The following is a 26,744-nucleotide window of genomic DNA, read 5'->3' as shown; positions in this document are numbered from 1 at the left end:
TGAGGGCACGTTACTTCAGTCCCTTCGGATGAGCGCACACGACGTCGACCTGGGTGCGCGCCGACGAAGGCCCGCTCGGGCAAAATAGGGGCAAAGTAGGTATGCCCCCCGGGTCATTCGACGGTCGTGGAACTACTCCGGACAGAGGATGCTGAAGCGAAATTCACCAGCGCCGTTCCGCGGAGGTTCCATGTTCCCACCGAATGCCCAGAACCCAGACGGTGTCAGCGACGACAAGGCCGACCTCGATCGCTGCGAAATTGCCGGCCATTCACGTGAGAGTTCGGTACACATCCCGTTCAAGACGTCTGATCGGTCTGGATGGCCCCGCGTGGAAGTTCGCTGTCGACAACTTCAGTATTTCATCGCGGTCGCGGAAGAGTTGAGTTTTACTCGGGCAGCCGAGCGGCTGCACGTTTCGCAGCAGGGCCTCAGCACACAGATCAAGCAGCTCGAGCACGAAACGGACGTGACGCTGTTCTCGCGGACAACCCGGCAGGTGGAGCTCACGGCGGCTGGTGCGGCGTTTCTGCGACATGTCCGGGACGCAATGACCAGCTTGGGTTCCGGGCTCGAAGAGGCCCGAGCGATCCATCGCGGTGAGCACGGCCGGCTCGTGCTGGGCTGCCTCGAGGGGGCTGCCCTGACCTTGACCGAGCCGATTCTGGCCGCATTCCGGAAGCACCATCCCGGGATCAGCCTCGAGTTGAACCACTTCACCTACGAGACCCCGTCGGCGGGCTTGGCAAACGGACAGTCGGATGTCGCGTTCGTGCGGCGGCCGTTCAACGACACCGGGCTGCGGTTCGAGCCGTTGTTCCGGCAGCCGCTGATGGTCATGCTGCCCACCAACCACCGCCTGGCGGACCGCGATGAGGTCGTGGTGGCGGAACTACTCGATGAGCCGATCCTCTCCTCGGCGGCCACCGACCCGATCTGGAACGCCTTCTGGCAGTTGGACTCCCATCGCGCCGGCCGCCGGGCGCCGGTAGCCTGCCGCACGAAGACGCTGCTGGAGCAATTGCAACAGGTGGCCACCGGAACCGCCATCGCGATGACTGTGCCGTGCGCCGCCTGGATCAAATTTCCCGGCGTCCGGCTGGTCCCGGTGACCGACGCGGCCCCGAACGAGGTCGCAGTGAGCTGGCGCGCCGGGCACGAGAACACTCTGGTGCGCTCCTTCGTCGACATCGCACGCCGGGTCCGCGACGCGAATCCCGCCCTGCTCGCCCGGCTCGAGACACCCCGCCGCAGGGACCGGCAACACACACGTGCGTCGGCCACGATATCCGGCTGACCGAAAGAGAACTCAGTCGCGCAGCGAAGTGGCCGATCCTCTCGATTCCCGGTCGATCACGGATTCTGTCGTTTCGCACCTGCTACGATCCATGCCGCGATCTGGGTGCGGGCGGAGAATCCGAGTTTGGTGAGGATGTGCTCGACGTGGCCTTGAGCGGTGCGTTGGGAGATCACCAGTTCGGCGGCAATCTGTTTGTTGGTCAGGCCTCGGGCGACGAGGTCTGCGACCTGGCTTTCACGCTTGGTCAGAGCCACGCCCGGACCCGATGTCGGCGAAGCGACGGCGGGTTGTTCGCCGAGCGCGTACCCGACGGCCGCGTCCATCCCCATCGCCCGGCCGCTGCGGACGGCCGCATCGAACCTGCGCGCGCCGAGGGCCGACCGGGTCAGCCGGAGACATTCGTCGTGATACTGCGGCACCAGCGGGACGATACTCGCGACGGTACCGAGGGACCGGTCGAGCTCCTGCGCGGCTCCCATCAGCACGGCCGCGCGCTCGGTATCACCGTCGGCGCACGCAGCCCATCCCAACGCCTCGAGACTCACCGCGGCGATGAGCGGGCTGCGTATTCGCCGATGGACTCTCAGTGCCTTCTCGAGCAGCTCGATGGCCTGGGACCGGTCGCCTTCCTGCCAGGCGATAGTGCCCAAGCCGTAGAACGCGGTCGAACGGAAGAGGGTTTCGCCGCGCGCTTCGGCGATGGAGATCAGTCGCCGGTAGGACTCGGCCGCCCGTTGGGTGTCACCGGCAAGTCCGTGCACCAAACCGAGCGCGAGCAGAGAGGCGAAGTACGCGAATCCGGGCCGATAGGAATCGAGCGCCTCGACGGCGCGTTCGAGGCGCGAGGTCGCGAGGTCGAGGTCCCAACGATAAACCGCCACCCCACCGTCGGAGCTGTCCATCAGCGCCTGGTTCATCGGGGTGGGATCTTGCTGGGTGAGGAGACGCCCCTCCTCGACGAGCGCGGCCGCCGCCGGCACATCACCTCGCATCACCACCATTGCGCAACAGGCATGGAGCGCTTTGATCCGGTCGGGGATGGACTGCCGGGCGGGGTGTGCGAGGGCACGCTCGATCCAGCGGCGGCCTTCGGTGTACAGGCCCCGGAAAGTCCAGAACCCCGCCAGTGCGGCGGTGGTCCGCAGTCCGGTTGCGGACGCCTGATCGGTGTCCTCGGCCAGGCAGTACTCGAGCGCGCCGCGCAGATTCGGCAGTTCGCGGTCGAGCCGGGCTACCCAGTAGGGCTGCCGGTCGCTGATCCACTGGTCGTCTGCGGCCAGCGCCAAATCCCGGTACCACTCACGGTGCCGTCCGCACAGATCGGCGTACTCGCCGATTTCCTCGAGCTTGTGCCACCCGTAGTCGCGCACCGTCTCCAGCATCCGGAGCCGCACCACACCCTGCGACTCGACCCGGATCAGGATCGACTTGTCCACCAGCGAGGACACCACATCCAGCACACTGTCGGTATCCAGGTCGGGGCCGCAGATCGCTTCGACAGCGTCGAGCTCGAAACCACCGGCGAACACCGACAGCCGCGCCCACAGCCGCTGCTCGACCGGGCTGCACAGCCGGTAGCTCCAATCGACACACCACCGCAGCGTCTGCTGCCGCGTCGGCGCGCTGCGACTGGCGCGGGTCAACAACGCATACCGGTCGTCGAGCCGCCCCAGGATCTGCTCGGGCGACATCGTACGGACCCGCGCGGCGGCCAGTTCGATCGCCAGCGGCAACCCGTCCAGCCGCGCGCAGATCCGGGCCACCGTTGCCTTGTCGCCGGCGGAGAGCCGCAAGCCCGGCACCGCCGCGGCCGCGCGGTCGGCGAACAAGGTCACCGCGTCGTAGCGGTGCAGTTCTCGCAACGATGGCTCCCGCTCCGGATCCGGGACCGGCAGCGGCGGCACCCGCAGCACCACCTCTCCGCCGATATCGAGCGGTTCGCGGCTGGTGGCCAGGATCCGCAGGTTCGCACACGACCGCAACCACGTGTCGGCCAACCGCGAGACCGCTTCCGCCAAGTGCTCGCAGTTGTCCAGTACCAATAGCGCCTCGCGATCGGCCAGGAACTCCTCCACCACCTGCGGCAACGGCCGTGTCAAGTCATCACGCAAGCCCAGGGCAGCCGCCACCACGTCGACCAGCAGGGCGGGGTCGGACACATCGGCCAGCTCGACCAGCCACAACCCGTCGCCGAACTCCTGGCGCACAGTCGCCGCGGAATGCAGCGCCAGCCGCGTCTTGCCGACCCCGCCGATCCCGGTCAATGTCACCAACCGCGCCGAAGCCAGCAGATTCTTCACCTCCGTCATCTCGTTGCGGCGGTCGACGAAACTGGTCAACTCCGGCGGCAGATCGCCCGCACCCCGCGAAGGCACCGACGTCGGCGCACTCCACCCTGACGTGACCGGTCCGCGGTTCCCGTGCTCGTGTGCCGGTTCTGCCTGCGACGTCAACGCCATCTCCTCCACGGCGTACCCATGGTGGCGCTGTGTCTGCCGGATCGCCTCCCCCAACGCCTGCGCAGACGGCCGCTCAGCAGGATCACGGCTCATCGCCGCCGCAATCAGCGCGGCGATGTCCTCCGCAATCCCCTGCTCACGCAGATCCAGCACCGGCTTGGTGGTGATCCGCAGAAACTGGGTTACCACGTTCTCCCCACTGCGCCGTTCGAACGCCGCATGTCCGGTCAACGCACAGAACAGAGTCGCGCCCAACCCGTAGACATCCGCTGCGGGAGTCGGAGCCTGGCCCTCGAGCACCTCCGGAGCCGTGAACGCCGGCGACCCGGTCACGGTGCCCGTCTCGGTCCGGAACCCGCCCGCGATACGCGCGATACCGAAATCCGTCAACGCGGGCTCACCGAAATCGGTCAATAAGATATTGCCCGGCTTCACATCCCGATGCAGGATGCCCAACCGGTGCGCGCTCTCCAACGCCCCGGCGATCTTCACCCCGATCCACAACACCGTCTCCACCTGCAGCGGACCCTGCTCGCGGATCCGGGCATCCAGCGAACCCAACGGGTGATACGGCATCACCAGGAACGGGTGCCCGTTAGCCGTTTCCCCCGCCTGCAGCATCGTGACGATATTCGGATGCCCCGTCAACCGGCCCATCGCCCGCTGCTCCCGGAAGAAACGCGCCCGACTTCCGGTATCCAGATCGGAGGTCAGGACCTTCACCGCCACCGTCCGATCGAGCTCCTGCTGCGTGCAGTGGTACACCACACCGAAACCGCCCCGCCCGATCTCCTCCGCATCCTCGAACCCGGCCGCGGCCAATTCCTCCGTCACCGAATCGAACACGTCACGGACCGTCCAGAACTGAGCATCCTCACTCATCAGCTACATACCACCCGCCGGTTAGGCGCGATACGGCGCGGAGCATCACCGTGTGAACTCGTTGTTAACGCACAGCGTATCCCTACCGGCCTCGGGGCCGAAGGAGCTGGGCGAGAACGAACATATGCCCGTCGTGCGCCCGCCGGCACTACGCGCAGTGCTGACCTGCTTCGCCGCTCGGCCGAAAACAGGTATGTCCCCCCGGCCATTCAACCGGTGTGGGAGTACTCCGCACGGACGATGCTGAAGCGAAATCCACCAGACCGATCGCGGAGGTTTTCATGTTCCCGCCGAATGGCCGGCAACCGGAGGGTGTCAGCGACGACAGCTCGCCGGCCGACCGGAAACCGGATGCTTCGATGACTGCTTTACCACCCCTTGCCTACGGATACGTACGCGACGATCTGTTGAGCGACCGTGACCCGAGTTTCAGCGACAAGATACTGCGGGCCGCCGCCCGATCACTCGGATATGCGCTGGGCACCGTTTTCCACGAGCCGACACCACAGAACGCGACATTGCCCCCGGCGTTCGTCGATCTCGTCCGGGAATGCCGGCGAGCCGAGGCGCATACCGTGCTGACGCTCCCCGGACACCTGTCGGGCATGTCCGTGTGCCGCATGGTCCTGCTCGCGATTCTCGACGTACGAGCCGAAGCCGCAGTACAGGAAGTTGCCCTGAACAGGCACGCCACCATGGAGGCTGTCGCAGGATGAACACTACTTCCACGTCACTGGCCGATTCGTCGATCATGCTGCGCCGCAACTTCAAGCGCATCGCCCGGACTCCGGTCGCGATATTCGACGCCGCGCTGATGGCGGTCGTGATGATCCTGGTTTCCGCGTACCGGATCCTGCAGGTCACCGACGGGGCCTACAACCGCCGGCGCAACCAGTCAGGCGGACTGAAAAGCTACGACGCGAAGAATGTCGAGGACCTGTGAGCGGTTCGCCTGCTTGGTGACTGGGCAGCACCGCAGTACCCACTACGATCCCGGCTACGCAGCTGGGCGAAGACTCATCCCTGGTAAGGATTCCGCCGCGCCTACCACGACGTTCGTGACGAGCCTCGATACCCGAAGTATGCCCAACCGCAGAGAATTTCTCTGCTATCGGCATGTCACACAACAGAATTGGTCAAATGGCTTCTGGGCGAATCATACACATCACGGACGCCATGGGCTGGTTTCGGTAATGGCTGAGATCAAATGAGTTGGTCCTGCGGTGTGCCGTCACCACATAACCAGGCCAACATGCTCGGCAGCGCGATATTCTGGCTACGTCACGAGGCAGGACCAGCGTATGCGCGAAACCGACCCTTCGAGAACTCAGCGCGCCGTGGCCCCGGAGATCACGGCGGAACTGGCTGCTGCCGGATTCGTGAATGCCCAGGATGTCGGGAGCGGCGGCTTCGGCGCCGTGTATCGCTGCACCCAGGCGGCGTTGGATCGAATCGTGGCGGTAAAGGTTCTGACCGCAGACCTCGAGGAAGACAACCGGAAGCGGTTCGTCCGGGAGCAGCGCGCGATGGGCCGGCTGACCGGACATCCGCACATCGTCGAGGTATTGGAGGTGGGCACCACCGCGTCCGGTCTGCCCTATTTGGTGATGCCGTACTACCCGCAGGGTTCTCTCGCCGCCAGAGTTGCTCGTCATGGTCCGTTATCGGTGGAGGGGACGTCGCGTGTGGGTGTGCAGATTGCCGGGGCGTTGGAGACCGTGCACCGGCTCGGCATCCTCCACCGGGACGTAAAGCCCAGCAATATCCTGATCAGCGATTACGGCGAATCGGCACTGACCGATTTCGGGATAGCGCGCATTGGCGACGGATTTCGCACCATTACCGGAACGGTAACGGGTTCGCCGGCTTTCACCGCACCGGAGGTACTGGCCGGTGAGGAGCCGACCGCGGCGGCGGACGTCTACAGTCTCGGCGCTACCTGCTTCGCGTTGCTGACCGGACATGCGGCGTTCGAGCGGCACAGCGGCGAGCAGCTGGTCGCCCAACTCGCGCGAATTACCCGGCAACCGACGCCGAACCTGCGTGTGCACGGCATCGATGCGGACATCTCGACCGCCATCGAATGTGCCATGGCCCGCGACCCTGAGCAGCGGCCTTCCATGGCGACGTTGGGCGAGCAGCTGCAGCGACTGCAGGCCGAGCACGGGTGGCCGGTCGATGGCATGGCAGCGCGGCCCGCAGCGGATGCTGAGCGGAAGGAAAGCGCCCCGGTTCCCTCGACTCCGCCGTCGATCGACCACTCACGAGTACGACCCGAGTCGTCCGGTTCGTTGGCCGGCGCAGAGGCTGCTCTTCCGCTGGAGCTGACAAGCTTTGTCGGCCGGCGCGCCGAACTGACCGAGGCCAAGAGTCTGTTGACGAGCTCGCGGCTGCTGACGTTGACCGGGATCGGCGGGGTGGGCAAGACGCGGCTGGCCTTGCGGATCACGGCGGGTGCACAACGTAAGGGTCCGCACGCTGTGTCGCTGGTCCAGCTCGCGGAGCTGCAGGACGGTGCGCTGCTGCCCGGCGTGATCGCCGCCGCCGTCGGGTTGCGGCCACAACGGAAGCCGGTACTCGATGTGCTGATCGGATACCTGGCTCCGAAGCAGTTGCTGCTGGTACTCGACAACTGCGAGCACATCATCGACACGGTGGCGAAGATTGCCGAGACCTTGCTGTGCGCGTGCCCCGAACTGCGAATTCTCACCACCAGCCGCGAGCCTCTGGACATCGACGGGGAAGCGGTGCTGCGGGTGCAGCCACTAGCCTTGCCTGCCCCGGATCGAGAACTGTCACTGCGGGACGTGGCCCACTGTGACGCCGTCACGCTGTTCGTCGAACGGGCCGCCGCCGTCGTACCCGGATTTGCGCTCACCGACGGCAACGTGGCCGCCGTCGCCGAGATCTGTCGCCGCCTCGACGGGCTGCCGTTGGCGATCGAGTTGGCGGCGGCTCGGTTGCGGACGCTGTCTCCTGAGCAGATCATGCAGCGGCTCACCGACCGGTATGTGCTCCTCACGCGCGGCAGCCGCAGCGCCCCCACCCGCCAGCAAACCCTCAGATGGTGCATCGACTGGAGCTATTCGCTGTGCACCCCGGCCGAACAAAGGCTCTGGGCACGGATGTCGGTGTTCGCCGGCAGCTTCGAACTCGACGCCGTCGAACATGTGTGCCGAGACAACCCGGCGGCGGAGGATATGCCGGATGTGCTTGCCGCCCTGGTCGACAAGTCCATTCTGATCCGGGAGGGGCCGGGTTCCTCGGTGCGATTCCGGTTGCTCGAGACGGTGCTCGAATACGGCCGCGCGAAGCTCGAAGAGGCCGGCGATCACACGGAGTTGCGGCACCGACATCTGGATTGGTATCGACAGCTCGCCGAGCGCGCCGAGGCCGACTGGATCAGCCCGCGCCAGTTCGACTGGATCGCCTGTCTCGACCGCGAACAACCGAACCTGCGCGAGGCGCTGGAGTTCTGTCTCACCGGTGCTGAGGCGGAATCCGAGGCTGCGTTGTCGCTCGCGGCAGCCCTGCAACTATTTTGGTTCTCCCACGGTCAGCTGGCTGAGGCACGGTACTGGCTCGAGCGTGCCCTCGCAGGCGGACCCACTACTGCGACGGCGCTACACGCCAAGGCCCTGTGGCGCGCCACCATCGTGACCGTGTCCCAGAACGATCTGGCGGCAGCGGCCGCACTGGTCATGCAGGCGCAGGCCCTGGCCGACCGGACCGAGCATCCGATCGTGCACGCGTTCGCGGATCTCGCCAAAGGTCTCCACGCGGTCCGCAGCGGCGACGATCCTTCGCGAGCACGCGTCCCCCTGGAGGCCGCCCTGGAATCATTCACCGCGCAGGGCGACGTCTACGGCCAGATCTGGGCTCTGCTCGGACTCGGCTGGGTGCACGAATTCCGGAAGGACAGCGCTGCGGCCCTCTCGTACCACGAGAAGGCTCTCGCGGTCACGGAGTCCCACGGCGATGCTGTACATCGGTCCTATGCCTTGTGCGACACAGCGGTTGCCGTGTGGCGCCAGGGTGATCGCGACCGGGCTCTGCGGCTGCTGCGGGAGGGACTGCGGCTGATCGGGCAGCAGAAAGACCCGTTCATGGCCGCGATAGCCCTGGAAACACTGGCCTGGATTGCAGGAGCGCAGGGCAGCGCGCGGCGCGCAGCAGTGTTGCTGGGTGCCGCGCGAGCCCTTTCTCGGACGATCGGCGGTTCCGCTGTGCTGTATCCGGACTTCGCGGACCAGCACCAGGGCTGCAAGCAAGCCGCTCACCACAGTCTGGGCCAGGAATCCTTCGACACCGCCTACCGCGAAGGCGCCGCACTGGATCTCGACGCCGCGATCGACTATGCGCTGGAGGAGCAACCGAGGGCCACTGCCGCTGGTCGGCCGACGTTGACCATTCGCGAGCGGGAGGTTGCCGACCTCGTCGCCTCCGGCCTGACGAACAGGGCCATCGCTGACCGGCTGAGCCTTTCTTTGCGGACCGCGAACGGACACGTTGAACACATCCTGACCAAACTCGAATCGACCTCACGCGCCCAGATCGCCGCGTGGGTGGCCCAGCAGAGCCAACGGGAACATGGTTGAGCGGAGCGTTCCAGAGCAGGCGAAGGTGCGCGCGATGGTACCTACGGGTTTCGGCAGGTGAACGAAACCTGTTACAGCGGAGCATGTTTAATGCATCGCCATGTATGCGGGCTTATCGCGGTCGCTCTGTTGCGCCAGTAGCATGGCAGCGGGCCCGACGGCCGGATCCGCGCATGGTGCCAATCGAGCTGGCCAGCGGTATCCCTGCCATTTTGATCCTCGGATGCTGCGAAGCGCTCCGGATTCTCGGTGACCCCGAACACTTTCCGGCCGATCCACGCGCCTGGGAGTCGAGCATTCCAGAGGGCTGCCCGGTCATGCCCATCATGGAGTGGGGCCCGTCGAATCTGCAGGGACCGGCCGATCGACCCACCGCGGCCTATATCGGCTCCCGAGCCAGCAGTTCCGCCGCCACCGCGAACCCGATGCCACGGCTCGCCCCGGTGACCAGTGCACTCTTACCCGCCAAGTTCCAACTCATGTGATGGCTCGCTACTTCAGTCCCTTTATTCGGGCGAACTTGCGGGGGTTCGGGGATCATGCCGTCGCTGTCTCCTGCGTGGGTCGCTCACCCAGATCGGGCAGCAGTCGGGTGAGCATCGGCGACACGGCTGCGGCGAGTTCCGCTGGAACGGTTGCGACCAGCTCATCCGGTACGACCGCGGCGAGTTCGGCTGGTACAGCGGTGGCGATTTCGGGTGATACACCGGCGGTGACGAGCCGGGTCCTCGCATCGACGGCCGGCAGCGCTCGGGCGGTCGGCTCGAAATCCCATGGCGCGCTGATGGGTTGTCGTGCCACGTCGCCCTGTAGACGCAGGGTGTTGTAGGCGTTGACACCGGATACGACGCCGACCGGGACGCCGATCGCCAGGCTGCCGATCGTGCCGCCCATGGCGCCGAGGATCGCCGCACCGGTGAGGCAGCCGCCCGCGAATCCGGTGGCGGTGCCGGCGAGGGCGGCGGAGAAGGTGCCCGCGGTGCCCGCGCCGATGCCGCCGGCCGGGCAGCCGATGACGAGGCCGGTCATGCTGCCGATCAGCCCGCCGACGCCGACCGCCAGCCCGAACTGGGTGCCGACGGCACTGTAGGCGTCGTTGATGTCCTTCTGTCGCTGTACCGGATCGGGCTGGGTGGTTCCGGGTGCGGCCTGGCCCGGCTGGTCATCGATGAATCCCGTGATCGGCACGCCGGCAGGCGATTTGCACACCGGATCCGGCAGATCCGCCACGGTGAGCGGCGCGCTGCCGGGCTGGGAGCGGGTGGGCAGTTGGGAGATGGGCACGGTGCCCTGCGGGCACGGCACCGCGGCATTGGGCCACAACGCCATTGGCGAGCCGAGGGTCAGCGTATTGCCCATCACGTACCGGCCCTGAGTGTCGAGCACTTGAAAGTTGTTGAGCAGCTGCAACTGTCGCTCACCGCCGGGGCCCGGTTGGAGTGGATCGGGCCCGGTGTCCGGTGCCTGCACGACGAGGGATCCGATCGGCGTGGTCAGATAGGCCGACATATCGGTGAGATCGCCGGTATAGACGACGCCCTGCATGACGCCGACCGTCACTCGCGACATGCCCGCACGGATCGCCTGCTCGTGCGGCGTCAGGTCGGACGCGTTGCCCTGCGGCGCCGGTATCTCGTTGCCGAACGGCACGTGGTGCAGCGTGCTGCGGTCCTCGCCGAGGATCAGGTTCCCGGCGTGGTCACGCAACTGGTAGTGGTTGTTGCCGATGAGACTCACGGCGACATCCGGCCCGTAGATCGTGGAGAGCCGCCGATAGGCATTGCTGCGCAGGTAGATATCGCCGGCCAACTCCAAGTCGTTCTCTCCGCACAGAGGGTCGCGCGGCGGGATGGGGCCCAGCGGGTTGTCGGCATCGGGCAGCGGCGGGCAGCTGAGCAGCGCCTGATCCGAGCCGGGCACGTCCGGCATCGATGTGCCCTGCGGACCCGGTGTGTCCACTGGGACCGGCGCGGCATGCGCGGAGACGGTGGTGACCACCGCGGTCAAGGCGGCCAACGCCGTGGTCAGCGTGACGGGAACGACTCGCAACAGAACCTCGCAATCCATCCATGTGTCTGTGGAAGAACCGGGAACGAACTACATGCGAGCAAGATCGGGGTCAGGCTAGCAAGCTCGGATCGAATTTCGAGGGAGCCTGCACGTCGGGCCGACTTGGGGTGGCTCCGAGCACAACGGTCGGAGACCACCCGCAAGCGGGTACGTGTCTTTCTTCAGCCGAGGCTGTGCACGATCACCAGGCCATGTTCGCGTAGCCGGCGAGCATGTCCTCGCTCTCGCGCGACAGCTTCCAGGTGCCGCCGACGTTCTTCCAGGTCACCGAGAACGGGAAGGCGTAGGAACCCAGTCGGCTGTTCAGAGTGGCGGAGAGGACATCGCCGTCGACGGAGATCGGCCCCGACACGTCCCAGCTGTATCCCGGAATCCGCTGAATCACCTGACCCACGTTGATGATCTGGCTCGCATCGCCGGACTCCAACTCGGCGGCCGACCCCGACAGCGCCGCCTGCAGCTTGCCCTGCAGCTCACCCGCGGACGGTGTGGCCGGTGCGGCCACTGCCGCCGGGGCGGTGACGACGACGGCCGCGGCAGCCGGCATCAGCATGGTGGCGGACAGCATCGAGGCCACGACGAGCTTGCGAATCATGAACAGATCTCCTTCGGACTAGGTTAGGCTAACCATAGTCCATGGCCGAAGGTGCTCTGTCCAGACCTTCGTCGGAAACGCGAGTTGCCTGAACGGGATTCGCCGGTTCATTGCCGGACCGGCAGGGCACCGTGGTCGACGCCTCCTTCTCAGCGTCGTCACAGCGGCCGGTCGCTACCGTCGCCTCCCGTGACGGAGATGACGGCGCGGACCGACCGGGGTAACCGGATGTTGAGCAAGGTTCCCGAGGTCACGGTGTGGTTCTGGATCATCAAGATCCTGTGCACCACCGTCGGTGAAAGCTTCGCCGACTGGATCAACATGACCCTCGGTGTCGGGTTGAGCCTGACGGCGCTGCTGTTCACCGTGCTGCTCGCCGCGGTGCTGATCCGGCAGTTGCGGCTGGACCGATACGTGCCGTTCGTGTACTGGCTGACCGTGGTCGTGCTCAGTGTGACCGGCACCCTCTACACCGACATCCTCACCGACAATCTCGGCGTTCCATTAGCGGTGAGCACCACCGTTTTCGCCGCCTGCCTCGCGGTCGTGTTCGGAATCTGGTTCGCGCGCGAGCGCACCCTGTCGATCCACAGCATCGTCACCACCCCACGCGAGCTGTTCTACTGGCTGGCCGTTCTGGTCACTTTCGCCCTCGGCACCGCCGTCGGCGACTGGGTATTGGATCTGACCGGCTGGGCCCCCGGCGTCTCGGTGCTGCTGCCTGCCGGACTGATCGCGGCCGTCGCCCTGGGCCGGCGACTCGGCGCCAATGCTGTGCTGTCGTTCTGGTTGGCCTACATACTGACCCGCCCGCTGGGCGCCAACCTGGGCGACTGGCTCGCCTCCCCCCGCGCCGATCACGGCCTCGGTCTGGGCACCGCCCTCACCAGCGTCATCTTCCTGGCCGCCATTCTGGCGACGGTCCTGTACCTCACCCGCACTCGCGCCGACATCATCGACAATGGCCGGCCGAATCCGGCCGCGGCTCCTGTCGCTGGACCCGCACGGGAGCGAATCATGCTCGGGTACTACGCGATCGTCGCGATCCTCGCAGGTGCACTGCTGGCGTGGGCGTCCGCGCAGCCCCACGACGCGGCGGCCGGCGACGACGAAGGCTCCAGCACGTCGGTCACCACCGCGGCCATCCCCGGGCAGGCGACATCGCATTTCCCGCCGACCGAGATCGCCAAGTTCCACACCATCGCCTCGGACACGCTGGCCTTGGTCCAGGCCGGGAAGCAGAGTGAGGCCAAGACCCGGATCAAGGATCTCGAAACCGCCTGGGATCAAGACGAATCGACGCTGAAGCCCCTCGACGGCTCCGGCTGGAAGGTTCTCGACGGGCAGATCGACGACGTCCTGCACGCGATCCGCGCGAGCCACCCGGACTCGACCGCCGAAGCCCGGACGCTCACCGCCCTGCTCACCGCCCTCGGCTGAAACCACGTTCCTACCAGCAGGATTCGACGTTCGGTTTCGAGGACCAGGGCATCGGCGTCGACGCGTTTGCGGGGCTGGGAAGCGATGCCCTCGGCAAGGTGGCGGTTCCATGCTTCGGGATCGCGGCGATACAACGGTTTCGCGCTATCCATAACGTCTACCGTGACGGAAACTGTTGGCTGTTGGGGAGGTTCGGCGAAACCTACCGGCACTGATCGTCGCCCTGGCCGCGCGATACCAGGGCGACGGCGTCGCGCGCGCCGGCGGTGAAACCGGCGTTTTCGTCGGGCGTCGCGGTCGCGGCGTCAGGGCTGGAAAGCCATTCGGTCATGAGCTCGTCGGCGGCTTGCTGCAACGACCACTGCGGGTCCCCTGCATGGCTTCTGGCGGCCAGGCCGAGCACTGCGACCAGGCCGACGCACGCCGATCGTCGTGCGCCCGCCGCGGCCGGAGACGACCCTGGCGCCGCCGACACGGGTCGGGTGGTAGCGGCCGCGATCGTGGTGCTCGGCTGGTCGGGCGTGCTGCTGGAGCTGCACCCGATCAGGGCGAGCGCGGCGACTGCTGCTGCCGCGCTCGCTGCGATGGCTTTCACCGACATGATGTGTGATCCCCTGCGTCGCGTCGTCGGCCCGCGTGGCTGCCGGCTGCCGCCGACTGCGAACCTGCTCCGTCCCATCATGATTCGGGCGCGGGGTTCCCGGGTGACTTTGGTCCAGACGATCGCGCTCGGCGAAACCCTCCGGTGCGATGAGCGGCAGCTGCCCGGCCTCGACATCGGCGACGGTGGTGACGCCGAAGGCCCCGCCGAAGTGGCAATCCTTCTCTCTCGGTTACGACGATCTCGAGACGGTGATGCGTTGTCCGAGGTGGTGAATACCAGCCTGCACTGTATTGCGGTAGGGCTGCAACAAAGTGTGGGTCACACCGCGCTGACTGCTGGTCCCGCGGCGTTGCGCACCCGTTCCCGTGCCAGTGCCCGATCACGTTGTTCTTCGAAACGAGGGATCTGCACCGTCTCGAGACTTTCCAGGTAACCCGCCAGCCGTTCGCGGGCTTGTTCGCCACGTGCGCCGAAGTCGTTGCGGCCGAAAATATCCCATTGCCGCAGCACCGGTTGGACCACTTCCTCGAGGTGCTGGCGCAGGTCGTACACGCCGTATTTTGCCATGAGCACGCCGTTTCGGCGGAAGTTGGGCATGCCGGTACCGGGCATGCGGAAGTTCTCCAGGATCAGGTCGATCGCCTCCATCGCCTGGTCGGGGACGAGGTCCAGGGCCGCGCCGCACAGGGTGCGGTAGAAGATCATGTGCAAGTTCTCGTCGAGTGCGACGCGCGCCAGCATGCGTTCGGCGATCGGGTCGTCGCAGATCTTGGCGGTATTGCGATGGCTGATGCGGGTTGCCAATTCCTGGAAGGTGACGTAGGCGACCGAGAAGAGGAATCCGCTGTCGGCGAGGGTGTCTGTGCCGACCGGTGGTGCGAATCCGTTGGTCATGTGGACCATTCGGTCGTTCTCGAGGGCGACCGGGTCGACGCCGCGGGTGACCACCAGGTAGTCGCGCAGGACGATGCTGTGGCGGGCTTCCTCGGCGGTCCAGCGGCCTACCCAGCTGCCCCAGGCGCCGTCGCGGGAGAAGTTCTCGGCGATCTCCCGGTGATAGGAGGGCAGATTGTCCTCGGTGAGCAGGTTGGTGACCAGTGCGGCCTTGGCGACCTCGGAGAGCTGGGATTGCTCGGGGTCCCAGTCGGTACCGCCCAGCGCGGCGAAATTGCGGCCCTCGTCCCAGGGCACGTAGTCGTGCGGGTGCCAATCCTTGGCTACCGACAGGTGTCGGTCCAGGGCTTGGGCGGCGGTGTCCTCGAGCTCGGTGAGGATCTCCAGCTGGGTCAGATCACGTGTCAACGGTCTTGTCCGCCTTTCTCTTTCGAGGAATTGATCGATGAGTGCCGGGCATGGGTGGGAACGGTGGCGCGCATCATCCGCAGGTTCTCGGCGACCTCCACCTCCCAGGCCTCGTTGGCCTTGGTCGTGTCGACCTCGAATTCGAAGCGCTGCAGCGATTTCGGGTCTATGTCGGCGACGTCGACATAGAACTGGTCGTACCAGCGGCGCAGTTGGTAGACCGGCCCGTCCTCCTCGCACAGCAGCGGATTCTCGATCTTGGACTTGTACTTCCAGATCTCCACGTCCTGCAGGAAGCCTTCGGCGATGCCGGCGGTCATCTTCGAGGCCAGCCCCTGAGCGTGTTCGTCGGTCAGGCCCTGCGGCTTCTCCAGCGTGATCCCGTACTGCAGGACGAACGAATCATGCGTGACGGGGTAGTGGCAGTTGACCAGGATGCTGCGAACCTCGAAGCCGCTGTAGCTGTTCAACAGCGGGTTGATCATGTAGGACGGCCCGAAATAGCTGGCCTCCGACCTCAGTAGCGTGTCACCGCCGTATTTGGTGGCCATGCCGATGTCGGGACGTCCCTTGGTCTGCAGAAACTGGGTGGCGACATGACCTTCGAACACGTTCTTGAAGTAGGTCGGGAAGGCGTAGTGGATGTAGAAGAAGTGGGCCATGTCCACGATGTTGTCGATGATCTCGCGGCAGTTGGAGCCCTCGATGAGGATGGAGTTCCACGTCCACGGCGTCCAATTCGCATGGAGCGTCTCGGTGAAGCCACCCTTTCCATCGGAGTAGGGCCCCTGGATATGGGGAATGGTCACCTCGGGTGCGGGCCGGTTGCCCTCGTGGTCATACCAAACGAACAGTTGGCCGTTGCGTTCGAGGGTGAGCCAGGGCCGGGTGCGGGCCAACGGCGGAACGCGTCGCGCGTACGGGATTTCGGTGCATTTTCCGTTTCCGTTCCAGCGCCAGTCATGGAACGGGCAGGCGATATCGCCGTTCTTGATCTCACCCATGGACAGGTCCCCGCCGAGGTGGCGGCAGTAGGCGTCCAGTACCTTCAATTCGCCGGCGCCGTCAGCCCAGACGACGAGCTTCGTCCCGAAGGCCTTGACCGAGTGCGGCTTACCGTCGCGGAAGGTCTCGGCGAGGCCGAGGCAGTGCCAGCCTCGGGCATAGCGGGTCGGCAGGTCGCCCACATCGATCTCGCGGACCTTCTTGCCGTGTTGCGGCGGGTTTGTCGGCACCCGGAACCCTCCTCTGAAGCATGTTGCAGATCATGTCAGGATTGAGGAGAGTTCATTCAGGTGCAATGGACCAAAGTCCTTAAAAGAAAGGCAAATCGACACGGTGTCAGATTGCCGTCCGTAGTCGGATAGTAGCTAGAACAGGTTCTAGTTATGCGGCGGGCTGAAGGATTGCCCGCTGACCGATTCAAGGAGTGCGCGGCGAGATGACCCACGAAATCACCGAACGTGTCGAGGCCTTGTTGCCGATACTGCGTGATCGTGCGCAGCAGACCGAGGCGGATATCTCGTGCGCGGCGCCTGGGCCTGGTCCTCGGGCTGTGATCACGCCGACTGGGTGGTGGTGGGCGGCCCGGTCGTCAAGGACGGCAAGCCGGTCGATTTCGGCTCGTTCCTGATCCCTCGCAGCGACTACCGCATCGACGACGTGTGGCGAGTGGTCGGGCTGCGCGGCACGGGGTCGAACACCATCGTGGTCGAGGACGTGTTCGTGCCCGCACCGCTTCCTCGGCTTCAAAACCATGGGTGAGTTGAAATCCCCTGGCCTGGAACAGAACACCGACCCTGTCTACAAGATGCCGTGGGGCACCATTCACCCCACCACGATCTCGACTCCCATCGTCGGGATGGCCTACGGCGCGTACGCGGCACATGTGGAACACCAGGGCAAACGCGTGCGTGCCGCCTACGCGGGCGAGCAGGCCAAGGACGATCCCTTCGGCAAGGTCCGCATCGCCGAGGCCGCCGGCGACATCGACGCCGCCTGGCGGCAGCTGTCCGGGGAATGTCGCCGACGAGTACGCACATCTCGTCGCGGGCACGGAGATCCCGTTCGACTTGCGCGCCCGCGCCCGTCGTGACCAGGTGCGTGCCACCGGGCGGGCTGTCGCCTCCATCGACCGGCTGTTCGAGGCGTCCGGCGCCACCGCGCTGACCGACGGTGCCGCGCTGCAACGATTCTGGCGCGACGCGCACGCCGGCCGGGTACACGCGGCCAACGATCCCGAACGGGCATACGTCATGTACGGAACGCACGCTTTCGGGCTGCCCGTCGGCGACACGATGGTGTAGCGACGTCATCGGAGTTGCCGCCGAGGGGCATTCGGGCGCTGTGAACAAGGTGTCCTCGCCGCTGTTCGCGGGCGCCTGAACCGACCCGCCGACGACGCGGTCGGGGCTACCATGCGGGTCCCGCAGCGTTGCGTGGCCGCGGGATCGTTGCTGGAGGAAGGGCGGCGGCCAGGTGCTGGACCGGGACACGACATCGCACATCCTGACCGCCGTGGCCGAGCCGCTCTCGGATCGGTTGCCCGCCATCGCCACCGGCCTGTCCGAGCGGATCCGCACCGAAGACGCCGCGTACGCGGCGCTGATCGCGCCCGCGGAGTTGCGGGACACGATCCTGCGCAACCTGCGCCAGACCGTGGCCTCGATGCTGGACCGTTCCCGGGACCAGCCGATCGATCTGTCCGACGCGACCTGGACCGGACGGACGCGGGCCGGGCAAGGGCTGCCATTGGCCTCGCTGCAGGACGCGTACCGGCGTGGTTGCCGGCTGCTGTGGGAGGCGATGATCGAGACGGTGGCGGAGAAGGATCCGGCCTCACTGCCGGATCTGCTGCCGTGTGTGGGCGACCTGTGGGACATCGTCGATCTGCTGATCGGGGCTGTCACCGAGGCGTATCAGGCGGTGGAATCGGAGCGGCTGGCGCGGGACGGCGAGCGGCGCAACGCGGTGCTCGATGTGCTGCTCGGCGGTCCGGGGGCGGTCTTCCCCGCGGGCGGGGGTGCGGGCCTGGTCGCGGAGGCGTCGGCGTTTCTCGGCCTGCCCGAGCGGGCCCGCTACGCGGTGGCGGTGGTGCGGTCGGTGACCCCGATCGCGGGCCTGCCGCGCGATCGGGGGCACCCGGCCACCAACGGTTTTCACATCCTGTGGCGGATCCGCGCCGACCACGAGGTGGGGCTGATCTCGCTCGGCGCCGATCCACTGACCGAGCCCGCCCGGCTGCTTCAGGAACATGGCGTGGCGGCCGGGATCAGTCCGGTGGTGGGTTCGCTGGCCGAATTGGCCAGGGCCCGTTGGCTGGCCGAGATCGCCTTGCAGACCTGCGCACCCGGGGCCGGCGAGGTGGTGGTGCTCGATCGGCGCCTGCCCGCCGCGCTGGTCGCCGCGCAGTCCGACCTCGCCGAGCGACTCCGGACCGTGGTGCTCGGCCCGGTGCTCGCATTGCCCGCGGCCGAACGCGACATGCTGCTCGCCACCGTGACCGCATGGCTCGACGCGGACGGCTCGGCGGCAGGCGCGGCGGCGGTGTTGTACTGCCACCGCAACACCGTGCTGAATCGGTTGCGGCGGATCGAGGAACTCACCGGCCGGTCCATCGCCGAACCCCGCGCGATGATCGAGCTCGCCCTGGCGGTCGAGGCGGCCCGCCGATAACCCCGGTCTGGGCAGGCGAGACAGTCTCGCGCCCGCTGGTCTGTGCTCGTGCACAAGACTTTCGCCGGGAAAAGGATTTCGGCCGCACGCCGCAGGAACGCGCAATAGCTTTCCCGCCAGGCATACGGCCGAGTCGCCGGATCGCAGTCACGCTGCGCCGGTGCGTAATCCGCCTCCGGGCTTCATTCGAAAGGGAAGCGCATGCGCCTTCGCACTTCCATCCTCCGCACCGCCATGGCGGCTGTCGTCACCGCGGCGGTCACCGCGCTGACTCTCACCGGCGTCGCCGCACCCGCTCGGGCCGACGGCATTCCGAGCGTCGGCCGGAACTGGGCCGAGTCGGGCCCCTATACGCCGGAGGTCAGTATCGGCGTGGTGCACACGCTGTACTACCCGCAGACCATGGGCGCGCACGGAGAGAAGCACCCGGTGATCATCTGGGGCAACGGCACCGGTGTGCTGCCCGGGGCCTACACCCTGCTGCTGCGGCACTACGCCAGCCACGGCTTCATCGTGGTGGCCGCCAACACGCCCGTCAGCAACTTCGCGATCACCATGCGCAGCGGGATCGACCTCATCGAGAAGCTCAACGCCGATCCCTCCAGCGTCTTCTACGGCAAGGTCAACCTGGACCGGATCGGATCCGCGGGACACTCCCAGGGCGGGTCGGGCGCGATCAACGCCGCCGTCGACCCCCGGGTGGATACCGTCGTCGCGATCCAGCCGGGACCCCTCAACGACCCCGCCCAGCTCCACAAGCCGGCGCTGTTCCTGGCCGGCCAGTTCGACGCCATCGTGTGGCCGGTCCTGGTGAAAGCCATGTACAACGCCGCCGACCAGGTCCCGGCCGAGTACGCCGAACTGCGCGGCGCCACCCACTTCGGCACCGGCATCACCGGCGGGGACATGCGCGGCCCGTCCACGGCCTGGCTCCGCTACTGGCTGATGGACGACCCGAACGCCCGCGCCGAATTCTTCGGCCCGAACTGCGGCTTCTGCACCGACTCCCAACAGTTCTCCGACTTCCGCCGCAACGCGTTGGCCACCCAGATCCCGGGCTGAAGCTCCAGCAGCACAACCACTTTCGACGGGCGATCGGGCACCGACCGATGACCCGGCTCTCGCATCGAGGGCCGGGTCGTCCGTCGGTGGAGGGCGGGGTGGCATCGTGGTACACCGCCCGACGCAATGCAGTCCCGAAGGAGTCCGACGTGGTGTTCATCCCCGGTGAGATCGATACGCCCGCCGTTGTCATCGACCGCGGCGTCCTCGACCGCAATATCGCCCGGATGAGTTCCGCCGTCACCGCCAAGGGGATCGCTTTGCGTCCGCACGCGAAGACGCACAAGATCCCCGAGATCGCCGACCGGCAATTGCGGGCCGGCGCAAGCGGTCTCACCGTCGCCACCATCGGTGAGGCCGAGGTGTTCGCCGAGCACGGCGTCGACGACATCTTCATCGCCTACCCGCTGTGGATCGGGCCTCGCCACGCCGATCGCCTGCGCCGGTTGACGACACACACCCGCATTTCGATCGGTGTCGACTCCCCGGAGGCGGCCGCGAACGCCGCCGCCCAGCTCGGGCCCGCCGCAGGCGCGATCGAGGCGCTGGTCGAACTCGACAGCGGACATCACCGCAGTGGCGTCGACGCCGGGCAGGTGGTCGAGATCGCCCGTGCCGCCCGGGCCGGCGGATTGTGCGTGACCGGGGTGTTCACTTTCCCCGGTCACAGCTACCTGCCGGGTCAGGCCGCCGAGGCTGCCGCGCAGGAGCAGCGGGCCCTCACCGACGCCGCAAACATCCTGATCGCCGACGGGTTTCCGATCACCCGTCGCAGCGGAGGGTCGACGCCTTCCGCACTGCTTACCGCCGCCGGCGCGGCGACCGAACTGCGTCCCGGCGTGTACGTGTTCGGCGACGCTCAGCAGCTCGAACTCGAGCGTTGCGCGGTCGAGGACATCGCTTTGACAATCGCCGCCACGGTGGTCAGCCGGCAGCACACCGCGCACGGCCCGCGCCGGATCGTCCTCGATTCGGGGAGCAAGATCCTGGGCAGTGACCGACCGGCCTGGACACGAGGGTTCGGCCGACTGATCGATCACCTCGACGCGGACATCACCGCATTGTCCGAACACCACGCCACCGTGGTGTGGCCCGGCGACGCGCCGCTGCCGAGAATCGGGGAACGCCTGCGCGTGATTCCCAATCATGTCTGCATCACCATGAACCTCGTCGACGACGTCACGGTCGTGGACAACGGCACGGTGGTCGACCGCTGGAAGGTCGCCGCCCGGGGCAAGAACAACTGATCTCGGACGACGTGTCGAACGAGCGGTGAGGCCGCTCAGGAATGCAGGCTGACAGGATGCCGGTCGCAGCCCTCCAAGGTGGCATTCGCCAATTCGGTGACGACATCGCCGACGTCTCGACGCGGGCGGAAGGCCTCGAGTTGGCGACACGCGCCGTTGCCGCGGCTGAGCACCGCTCGGATGCCGCTGATGACGAAGTCGCGGTCGCCCAACTCCTCGAGTGCCGGCCCGATGTGATCGACGAGTTCCGCGAGTAGCGCTCGAGCCGGGACGACGCTGCCGTTCACGGGGTGGACGGCGTTGCCGTTGATACCGGTGCGCGCGGCCTTCCAATACGCCGCGCGCAGCAGCTCGGGCTGGACCGGCGGTCCGGTGATCCCTTGCTCCAAGGACATTCGCGCGGTCATGACCGTGGCGCGCAGCAGGGTGGCGAGCAGGGCGGTCTCCTCGACCGTGGCGGGGATGTCACTGACCCGGATCTCGACGGTCGGATATTTCATGGACGGACGGATGTCCCAATACACCATCGTTTCGTCGAGAATGCTGCCGCTGGAAACCAGCATGGAGACCATGGCGTCGTACTCCGCGGTCGACGCGAAATAGGGTGGCGGTCCCGCGCTGGGCCAGCGTTGCCACAGGATGTTCCGCCAACTGGCGAACCCGCTGTCGACGCCGCGGTAGATCGCGGAATTCGCGGTCAGTGCGAGGAACAACGGCAGCCAGGGCCTTACATGATTGCTGACCTGGACGGCGGTTTCCTTGTCCGGAATCGCGACGTGCACGTGGCAGCCGCACAGCCCTTGCTCGTGCGCGAGCAAGCCGAAGTCGGCGGCGATGCGGCGATAGCGTGGCGTGTCGGTCACCGGGAATTCGTGCGGCACCGTCGGTGGAATCGCCACCGCGAGCAGCCTGGTGTCGTGTTGCTCGGCGCAGGCCGCCACACCGACGCGCAGATCCCGCAATTCCTGAATCAACTCGGCGGTGCTGGAATGCACGCGGGTATTCGTCTCCACCTGGCATCGGGTGAGTTCCAGTTTCAGGCTGATCCCGCATTCGGCAGCGGTTCGGGCCACCTCGGCGTTCTTCGCGGCGGGTGCACCGGTGGCGCCGTCCACGAGGAGGAACTCCTCCTCGACTCCGACAGTCGACTGGGCCGCGTCCATTGCCATGAGCCTACTCGCGGGCTATCCGCTCACGACCGAGTTGTCGCTGACCGACACCACCGATTCGACGAACGGGAACGATGCGACATGGCCTGCGGCATCCGCTGCGATGTCGATCACGAGCGGGCCGGGATAGGCGCCGTAGACGACCATCCCGCCCAGCGCCTTGAGCCACTGCTGAAAATTCGTGGCCTCGTCGCCGGTTGCGGGATACGACTCGCGGAATTGCACTCGGTAAACACCGTCATCGACCATGGCAGCCTCCTGAACGAATGTTGATCGGACCAGCGCTGGCGAATTGCCCCCTTCCCAGCTTGTCACACCGTCTCCATTTCGCGCCGCAGGCGACATAGAAGAACCCGGCCCCCCTCATTGGGGCCGGGTTCTTCGGAATGGTCGTTACTCCGTGTCAGTACGCCGAGTCGACGTTGTCCATCGAGCCGTAGCGCGAGGCCGCGTAGTTGCAGGCGGCGGTGATGTTGGCGACCGGATCCCAGATGTCCCAGGAGGTGCCGTCGACGTGGTAGGCCTGGAAGGTCGGGTCGATGACCTGGAGCAGACCCTTGGACGGGATGCCGGCGGCGGCGTTGGAGTCGTAGAGGTTGATCGCGCCGGGGTCGCCGCCCGATTCCCGCATGATGTTGCGGTGGATGCCGTCATAGCTGCCCGGAATGCCGTGCGCGGCCATCACGGCCATCGCCTCGCGGATCCAGCCGTCGAGGTCCGAACCGGCGGCCGCGGTCGGCGCGATCTTCGTGGCCGCAACGCTGACGGCCGCAGGCAGGGTCTTTGCCGACGAGTCCGGGACGAGGGCCGATGCCTGAGCGGTCGCCACGATCGACAGTGATGCGGCGGCCAGGGCGCAGGCGGCGAGACGGCGGGCGGTCCGGGACTGGGGGCGAGATCCGGTAGCCATGGAGCTTCTCCTAAGGATTTTCGGTGCCGGCGTTCGCTCGGCGGTGAAACCAGCTTCGGGCCGGGGCATACCTGCGCACGACGGCCGATCTACCCGGGACATACCTATTTCCGCCGTCCACGCGTGGGAGGGATATTCTGTGGCTAGAGCGTGCTGCCGGCGATTTGCGAGTTACCGATGGTCGAAGCTGATTCATTCGAAGCGCAGCGTGATGCCGGTTTCGACGTCGTCACGGAATTGAGCGCTGCCGGTTTCGAAGGCGCGCAGGAGATCGGCCGGGGCGGTCTCGGGATCGTCTACCGATGTACGCAGGTCGCCGCGGACCGCGATGTGGCGGTGAAGGTCCTCACCGGTGACGTGGAAGAGGTCCGTGACCAGTTCTTTCGCGAGCAGCGGGCGATGGGGCGCCTCACCGGGCATCCGAACATCGTGAGCATGCTCGAGGTCGGCGAGACCGCCGGCGGTCGTCCCTACCTGGTTATGCCGTATTTTCCGCGTGGCTCGCTGGGGGAGCGGCTGCAGGCCGACGGTCCGCTGTCGTTGTCGGACACCCTGCACATCGGGGTGCGGATCGCGGGGGCGCTGGAATCCGCGCATCGCGCGGGTGTCGTGCACCGCGATATCCGGCCCGCGAACATCCTGCTCACCGATTACGACGAGCCGGCGTTGACCGACTTCGGTATCGCCGACGTGTCCAGCTCGCCGGCCGTCACCGCGCCCGAGGTGCTCGACGGACAGGCCCCCAGCCGCGGTTCGGACGTCTATGGGCTCGGGGCCACCCTGCTGTGCGCCCTCACCCGCGATGTCGCGTTCGAGGGCCGCATCGGTCGGCAGCCGGTGACGCAGCTCGTGCGCATCACCACCCCCGAGCATCCCGATGCCTGTGAGATCGGTATCCCCTGGGATATCCGTGCGGTGATCGACGCGGCGATGTCTCACGACCCGCGCGACCGTCCCACCGCGGCGGTCCTGGGCGAGCGACTGCGCCGAATACAGCTCGAGCGTGGTTTCGTGGTCGACGACATGGCGGTGCGCGAGGAACCGGGCTCGGAATCCGAATTGTTCGCGGTTTCCGAACGGCCGGTGCCACAAGGAGTTCCGCGCATCCACAGCGAAGCCTTGCACGAGGGGACCGGGAATCTGCCGCTCGAGCTGTCCACCTTCGTCGATCGACGGACCCAGTTGTCGGAGGTCGGCAATCTGCTGCCGGGGTCGCGTCTGGTGACGCTGACCGGGATCGGCGGGGTCGGAAAGTCCAGGCTCGCACAGCGAGTCGCGCACAAGGCGCGGTCGAAATTCCCGAACGGGGCGTGGCTGGTCGAGCTGGGGGAGTTGCGCGACGACGCGTTGCTGCCCGACGTGGTGGCCGCGGTGCTCGGGCTACGGAGCCAGGGCGTCATTTCCGTGCTCGACACGTTGGTGGAGGCGCTGGCGCCCTACGATCTGCTGCTGGTGCTCGACAATTGTGAGCACGTGATCGACGCGGCCGCGAAGCTGTCGGAGGCGCTGCTGCGGGCCTGCCCGAATGTACGGATTCTGGCCACCAGCCGGGAGGCGCTGGGGATCGGCGGGGAAACCGTGTATCCGTTGCAGCCGTTGGGGATTCCCGATTCGAGCAATGACCGGGGGTCGGGCCATTCGCATGCGGTCGCGCTGTTCGTCGAACGGGCCGCCGCGGCGGTGCCGGGCTTCGAGATGACCGACGCGAATCAGCGCGCCATCGCCGAGATCTGTTCCAGGCTGGACGGTTTGCCGTTGGCGATCGAACTGGCCGCGGCGCGCCTGCGCACGATGTCGGTCGAGCAGATCCAGACCCGGCTCAGCGACCGGTATGCCCTGTTGACCCGGGGTGGCCGGGGCACGCCGAAGCGGCAGCAGACGCTGCGGTATTCGATCAGCTGGAGCTATGACCTGTGCACGCCCGACGAGAAGCGGCTGTGGGCCGACCTTTCCGTGTTCACCGGTGGCTTCGAACTCGACGCGGTCGAGCAGGTGTGCGCTGGTGACGTGCCCGAGTCCCTGGTCCTGGATACGTTGTCGGCGCTGGTGGACAAATCGATCCTGGTCCGGCAGGGGACCGATGGGGCGGTGCGGTTCCGGATGCTCGAGACGGTGCAGGAATTCGGCCGGGAGAAGGCCGAGGAGTCCGGGCGGCGCGCGGATCTGGATCGGCGGCATCGGGACTGGTGTGCACGATTGATCCGCGGGGCCGACTCGGAGATGATCGGTCCGCATCAACTGGATTGGGTATCGCGGCTGGAGCGGGAACTGCCGAATCTTCGAAAGGCGTTGGAGTTCAGCCTGTCCGAGGACGATGAGAGCGCGCTCGGGATGGCTACCAACCTGTACCTGTTCTGGGGTTTGCGCGGCCGACTGCATGAGGGCTATCGCTGGTATGAACGCGCGCTGGGCCATTCGCCCGCCAGCCGGACCACCGATCGCGCCAGGGCGCTCTTCGCGGCCGGCACGATCGTGGGTTTGACCGGCGACCTGGCAACCGCGAACAACCGGTTCGCGGAGCTCCGCGCACTCGCCGAGCAGACGGAGGAGCCGCTGGTCGGGGCCTTGGTCAAGCACGTCGACGCGAATGCGTTGATAGCCCTCGGCAAAGTCGGCGAGTCCGACGCGGCCGCCCTGCTGACCGACGCGGTCCGCACCTACGAGGCGTACGGTGACATCGGCATGCAGTTGGATGCCCAGCTCTCCCTCGGCTGGGCCTACGCCCTCGGGGGCGATTTCCCCCGGGCCGTCGCCTGCCACGAGAAGACGCTCGCCATGACGGCCACCTCCGGCGAATCGATCTATCGCTCATGGGCTCTGTTCGCCGCGGGCTTCGCCGTCTGGCGAGCCGGCGACGCGGAACGAGCTAAGCGCCTGCTGGAGGACGGCGTCCGATTGTCCGCCCTGATAGCCGAGCCCCTGGTCGCCGCCGGCTGCCTGGAGACCCTGGCCTGGATCGCCTCCGACCGCAACGAACCCCGCCGCGCCGCCGTCCTCATGGGCGCCGCGGACAAGCTGGGCCGCCTCGCCGGCACCGCCACCCTCATGGTCCGCGACCTGCTGACCTACCGCTCCGACTGCATGCGCACCAGCCGCGACGCCCTCGGCCCCCGAGCCTTCGACCGAGCCCGCCAGGAGGGCGCCGCGATGAGCCTCGACTCCGCCGTGCGCCTAGCCCTCGACGAACCCGCCCCCGCAACCGAATCCGCGCCCCCGATCTTGACGAAACGCGAACGGCAGGTCGCCGACCTGGTAGCGGAAGGCCTGACCAACAGAGCGATCGCCACCCGCCTGGTCATCTCCCAACGCACCGCTCAAGGCCACGTCGAACACATCCTGGTCAAGCTCGGCTTCACCTCCCGTGCCCAGATAGCGGCCTGGGTCACAGAACATTCCACCGAAAGCTCTGGCTGACAGGCGGGTCAGTCCCC

Annotated in this window: 18 protein-coding genes and 2 pseudogenes; 10 read left to right on the top strand and 10 right to left on the bottom strand. The window is 66.7% G+C overall.

From position 1 onward, the window contains the following. Positions 1–190: 190 nt before the first annotated feature. Complete coding sequence (locus tag ACYVKL_RS06440) at positions 191–1,297, top strand: LysR family transcriptional regulator (RefSeq protein WP_379169106.1); 1,107 nt, start codon at positions 191–193, stop codon at positions 1,295–1,297. Positions 1,298–1,353: 56 nt separating this feature from the next. Here ACYVKL_RS06440 and ACYVKL_RS06435 read toward each other — a convergent pair whose 3' ends face one another. Further along, on the bottom strand, positions 1,354–4,641 hold the full coding sequence (locus tag ACYVKL_RS06435; RefSeq protein WP_379169104.1) for a protein kinase domain-containing protein: 3,288 nt from the start codon (positions 4,639–4,641) through the stop codon (positions 1,354–1,356). 281 nt (positions 4,642–4,922) lie between these two features. Here ACYVKL_RS06435 and ACYVKL_RS06430 point away from each other — a divergent pair, with 281 nt between their 5' ends. The 3 genes from ACYVKL_RS06430 to ACYVKL_RS06420 all read left to right on the top strand — a co-directional run bounded on the left by ACYVKL_RS06430 (position 4,923) and on the right by ACYVKL_RS06420 (position 9,239). Further along, positions 4,923–5,357, top strand: a complete 435-nt coding sequence (locus tag ACYVKL_RS06430) for a hypothetical protein (protein WP_379169102.1) — start codon at positions 4,923–4,925, stop codon at positions 5,355–5,357. Continuing rightward, the gene (locus tag ACYVKL_RS06425; protein ID WP_379169101.1) at positions 5,354–5,584 is read left to right on the top strand and encodes a hypothetical protein; all 231 of its coding nucleotides are present in this window, start codon (positions 5,354–5,356) and stop codon (positions 5,582–5,584) included. Before ACYVKL_RS06430 ends, ACYVKL_RS06425 begins: the two co-directional genes overlap by 4 nt. 358 nt (positions 5,585–5,942) lie before the next feature. Further along, positions 5,943–9,239, top strand: a complete 3,297-nt coding sequence (locus tag ACYVKL_RS06420; RefSeq protein WP_379169099.1) for a protein kinase domain-containing protein — start codon at positions 5,943–5,945, stop codon at positions 9,237–9,239. 391 nt (positions 9,240–9,630) lie between these two features. Here ACYVKL_RS06420 and ACYVKL_RS06415 read toward each other — a convergent pair. The 3 genes and pseudogenes from ACYVKL_RS06415 to ACYVKL_RS06405 form a co-directional block, all read right to left on the bottom strand. After that, positions 9,631–9,720 (bottom strand): annotated as a pseudogene (locus ACYVKL_RS06415) (3-oxoacyl-ACP reductase); the annotation flags it as partial. 56 nt (positions 9,721–9,776) lie between these two features. Next, on the bottom strand, positions 9,777–11,306 hold the full coding sequence (locus ACYVKL_RS06410) for a hypothetical protein (RefSeq protein WP_379169097.1): 1,530 nt from the start codon (positions 11,304–11,306) through the stop codon (positions 9,777–9,779). A gap of 184 nt (positions 11,307–11,490) precedes the next feature. Next, positions 11,491–11,904 carry an MTB12 C-terminal domain-containing protein gene (locus tag ACYVKL_RS06405; protein ID WP_379169095.1) on the bottom strand — a complete coding sequence of 138 codons (414 nt, stop codon included), beginning with the start codon at positions 11,902–11,904 and terminating at the stop codon, positions 11,491–11,493. A gap of 198 nt (positions 11,905–12,102) precedes the next feature. Here ACYVKL_RS06405 and ACYVKL_RS06400 point away from each other — a divergent pair, with 198 nt between their 5' ends. Then, the gene (locus ACYVKL_RS06400) at positions 12,103–13,344 is read left to right on the top strand and encodes a COG4705 family protein (protein WP_379169854.1); all 1,242 of its coding nucleotides are present in this window, start codon (positions 12,103–12,105) and stop codon (positions 13,342–13,344) included. A 202-nt stretch (positions 13,345–13,546) separates the two neighbouring features. On the opposite strand, the gene ACYVKL_RS06395 is transcribed toward ACYVKL_RS06400, so the two are convergent. The 3 genes from ACYVKL_RS06395 to ACYVKL_RS06385 all read right to left on the bottom strand — a co-directional run bounded on the left by ACYVKL_RS06395 (position 13,547) and on the right by ACYVKL_RS06385 (position 16,485). After that, a complete protein-coding gene (locus tag ACYVKL_RS06395) occupies positions 13,547–13,945 on the bottom strand; it encodes a hypothetical protein (protein ID WP_379169093.1) in 399 nt (132 codons plus the stop codon). 321 nt (positions 13,946–14,266) lie between these two features. Beyond that, on the bottom strand, positions 14,267–15,250 hold the full coding sequence (locus tag ACYVKL_RS06390; protein ID WP_379169092.1) for an acyl-ACP desaturase: 984 nt from the start codon (positions 15,248–15,250) through the stop codon (positions 14,267–14,269). Beyond that, entirely contained in the window at positions 15,247–16,485 is a 1,239-nt protein-coding gene (locus tag ACYVKL_RS06385) for a 3-ketosteroid-9-alpha-monooxygenase, oxygenase component (protein WP_379169091.1), read from the bottom strand. The genes ACYVKL_RS06390 and ACYVKL_RS06385 overlap by 4 nt, the downstream gene beginning before the upstream one ends. Before the next feature lie 277 nt (positions 16,486–16,762). Between ACYVKL_RS06385 and hsaA the strand changes: the two are divergent. From hsaA to ACYVKL_RS06365, 4 genes and pseudogenes are all read left to right on the top strand, one after another. Beyond that, positions 16,763–17,556, top strand: a pseudogene (gene hsaA, locus ACYVKL_RS06380) (3-hydroxy-9,10-secoandrosta-1,3,5(10)-triene-9,17-dione monooxygenase oxygenase subunit); the annotation flags it as partial. A gap of 172 nt (positions 17,557–17,728) precedes the next feature. Next, positions 17,729–18,925, top strand: a complete 1,197-nt coding sequence (locus ACYVKL_RS06375) for a PucR family transcriptional regulator (RefSeq protein WP_379169089.1) — start codon at positions 17,729–17,731, stop codon at positions 18,923–18,925. A gap of 201 nt (positions 18,926–19,126) precedes the next feature. Then, on the top strand, positions 19,127–19,987 hold the full coding sequence (locus tag ACYVKL_RS06370; protein WP_379169087.1) for an alpha/beta hydrolase family protein: 861 nt from the start codon (positions 19,127–19,129) through the stop codon (positions 19,985–19,987). 149 nt (positions 19,988–20,136) lie between these two features. Beyond that, positions 20,137–21,234, top strand: a complete 1,098-nt coding sequence (locus ACYVKL_RS06365) for an alanine racemase (RefSeq protein WP_379169085.1) — start codon at positions 20,137–20,139, stop codon at positions 21,232–21,234. A gap of 35 nt (positions 21,235–21,269) precedes the next feature. Here ACYVKL_RS06365 and ACYVKL_RS06360 read toward each other — a convergent pair whose 3' ends face one another. The 3 genes from ACYVKL_RS06360 to ACYVKL_RS06350 all read right to left on the bottom strand — a co-directional run bounded on the left by ACYVKL_RS06360 (position 21,270) and on the right by ACYVKL_RS06350 (position 23,313). After that, on the bottom strand, positions 21,270–22,397 hold the full coding sequence (locus ACYVKL_RS06360; RefSeq protein WP_379169084.1) for a glutamate--cysteine ligase 2: 1,128 nt from the start codon (positions 22,395–22,397) through the stop codon (positions 21,270–21,272). A gap of 21 nt (positions 22,398–22,418) precedes the next feature. Next, a complete protein-coding gene (locus tag ACYVKL_RS06355; protein ID WP_379169082.1) occupies positions 22,419–22,652 on the bottom strand; it encodes a hypothetical protein in 234 nt (77 codons plus the stop codon). A 154-nt stretch (positions 22,653–22,806) separates the two neighbouring features. Next, positions 22,807–23,313, bottom strand: coding sequence for a transglycosylase SLT domain-containing protein (locus ACYVKL_RS06350; RefSeq protein WP_213556042.1), 507 nt, complete (start codon positions 23,311–23,313; stop codon positions 22,807–22,809). A 177-nt stretch (positions 23,314–23,490) separates the two neighbouring features. Here ACYVKL_RS06350 and ACYVKL_RS06345 point away from each other — a divergent pair, with 177 nt between their 5' ends. Continuing rightward, positions 23,491–26,727: a protein kinase domain-containing protein gene (locus tag ACYVKL_RS06345; protein ID WP_379169080.1), complete on the top strand. Its 3,237-nt coding sequence runs from the start codon at positions 23,491–23,493 to the stop codon at positions 26,725–26,727. Positions 26,728–26,744: the final 17 nt, after the last annotated feature.

The sequence above is a fragment of the Nocardia tengchongensis genome, from assembly GCF_054781395.1.
The sequence above is the reverse complement of the archived record's forward strand: the minus strand, read 5'-3'. Positions and strand labels throughout refer to the sequence as shown.

Excerpts from the sequence above, each read along its gene's own strand:
- ACYVKL_RS06440 (WP_379169106.1), top strand. The coding sequence starts at position 191 with ATGTTCCCACCGAATGCCCAGAACCCAGACGGTGTCAGCGACGACAAG.
- ACYVKL_RS06435 (WP_379169104.1), bottom strand. The coding sequence starts at position 4,641 with ATGAGTGAGGATGCTCAGTTCTGGACGGTCCGTGACGTGTTCGATTCG.
- ACYVKL_RS06430 (WP_379169102.1), top strand. The coding sequence starts at position 4,923 with ATGTTCCCGCCGAATGGCCGGCAACCGGAGGGTGTCAGCGACGACAGC.
- ACYVKL_RS06425 (WP_379169101.1), top strand. The coding sequence starts at position 5,354 with ATGAACACTACTTCCACGTCACTGGCCGATTCGTCGATCATGCTGCGC.
- ACYVKL_RS06420 (WP_379169099.1), top strand. The coding sequence starts at position 5,943 with ATGCGCGAAACCGACCCTTCGAGAACTCAGCGCGCCGTGGCCCCGGAG.
- ACYVKL_RS06410 (WP_379169097.1), bottom strand. The coding sequence starts at position 11,306 with ATGGATTGCGAGGTTCTGTTGCGAGTCGTTCCCGTCACGCTGACCACG.
- ACYVKL_RS06405 (WP_379169095.1), bottom strand. The coding sequence starts at position 11,904 with ATGATTCGCAAGCTCGTCGTGGCCTCGATGCTGTCCGCCACCATGCTG.
- ACYVKL_RS06400 (WP_379169854.1), top strand. The coding sequence starts at position 12,103 with ATGACGGCGCGGACCGACCGGGGTAACCGGATGTTGAGCAAGGTTCCC.
- ACYVKL_RS06395 (WP_379169093.1), bottom strand. The coding sequence starts at position 13,945 with ATGTCGGTGAAAGCCATCGCAGCGAGCGCGGCAGCAGCAGTCGCCGCG.
- ACYVKL_RS06370 (WP_379169087.1), top strand. The coding sequence starts at position 19,127 with ATGCGCCTTCGCACTTCCATCCTCCGCACCGCCATGGCGGCTGTCGTC.
- ACYVKL_RS06360 (WP_379169084.1), bottom strand. The coding sequence starts at position 22,397 with ATGGACGCGGCCCAGTCGACTGTCGGAGTCGAGGAGGAGTTCCTCCTC.
- ACYVKL_RS06355 (WP_379169082.1), bottom strand. The coding sequence starts at position 22,652 with ATGGTCGATGACGGTGTTTACCGAGTGCAATTCCGCGAGTCGTATCCC.
- ACYVKL_RS06350 (WP_213556042.1), bottom strand. The coding sequence starts at position 23,313 with ATGGCTACCGGATCTCGCCCCCAGTCCCGGACCGCCCGCCGTCTCGCC.
- ACYVKL_RS06345 (WP_379169080.1), top strand. The coding sequence starts at position 23,491 with ATGGTCGAAGCTGATTCATTCGAAGCGCAGCGTGATGCCGGTTTCGAC.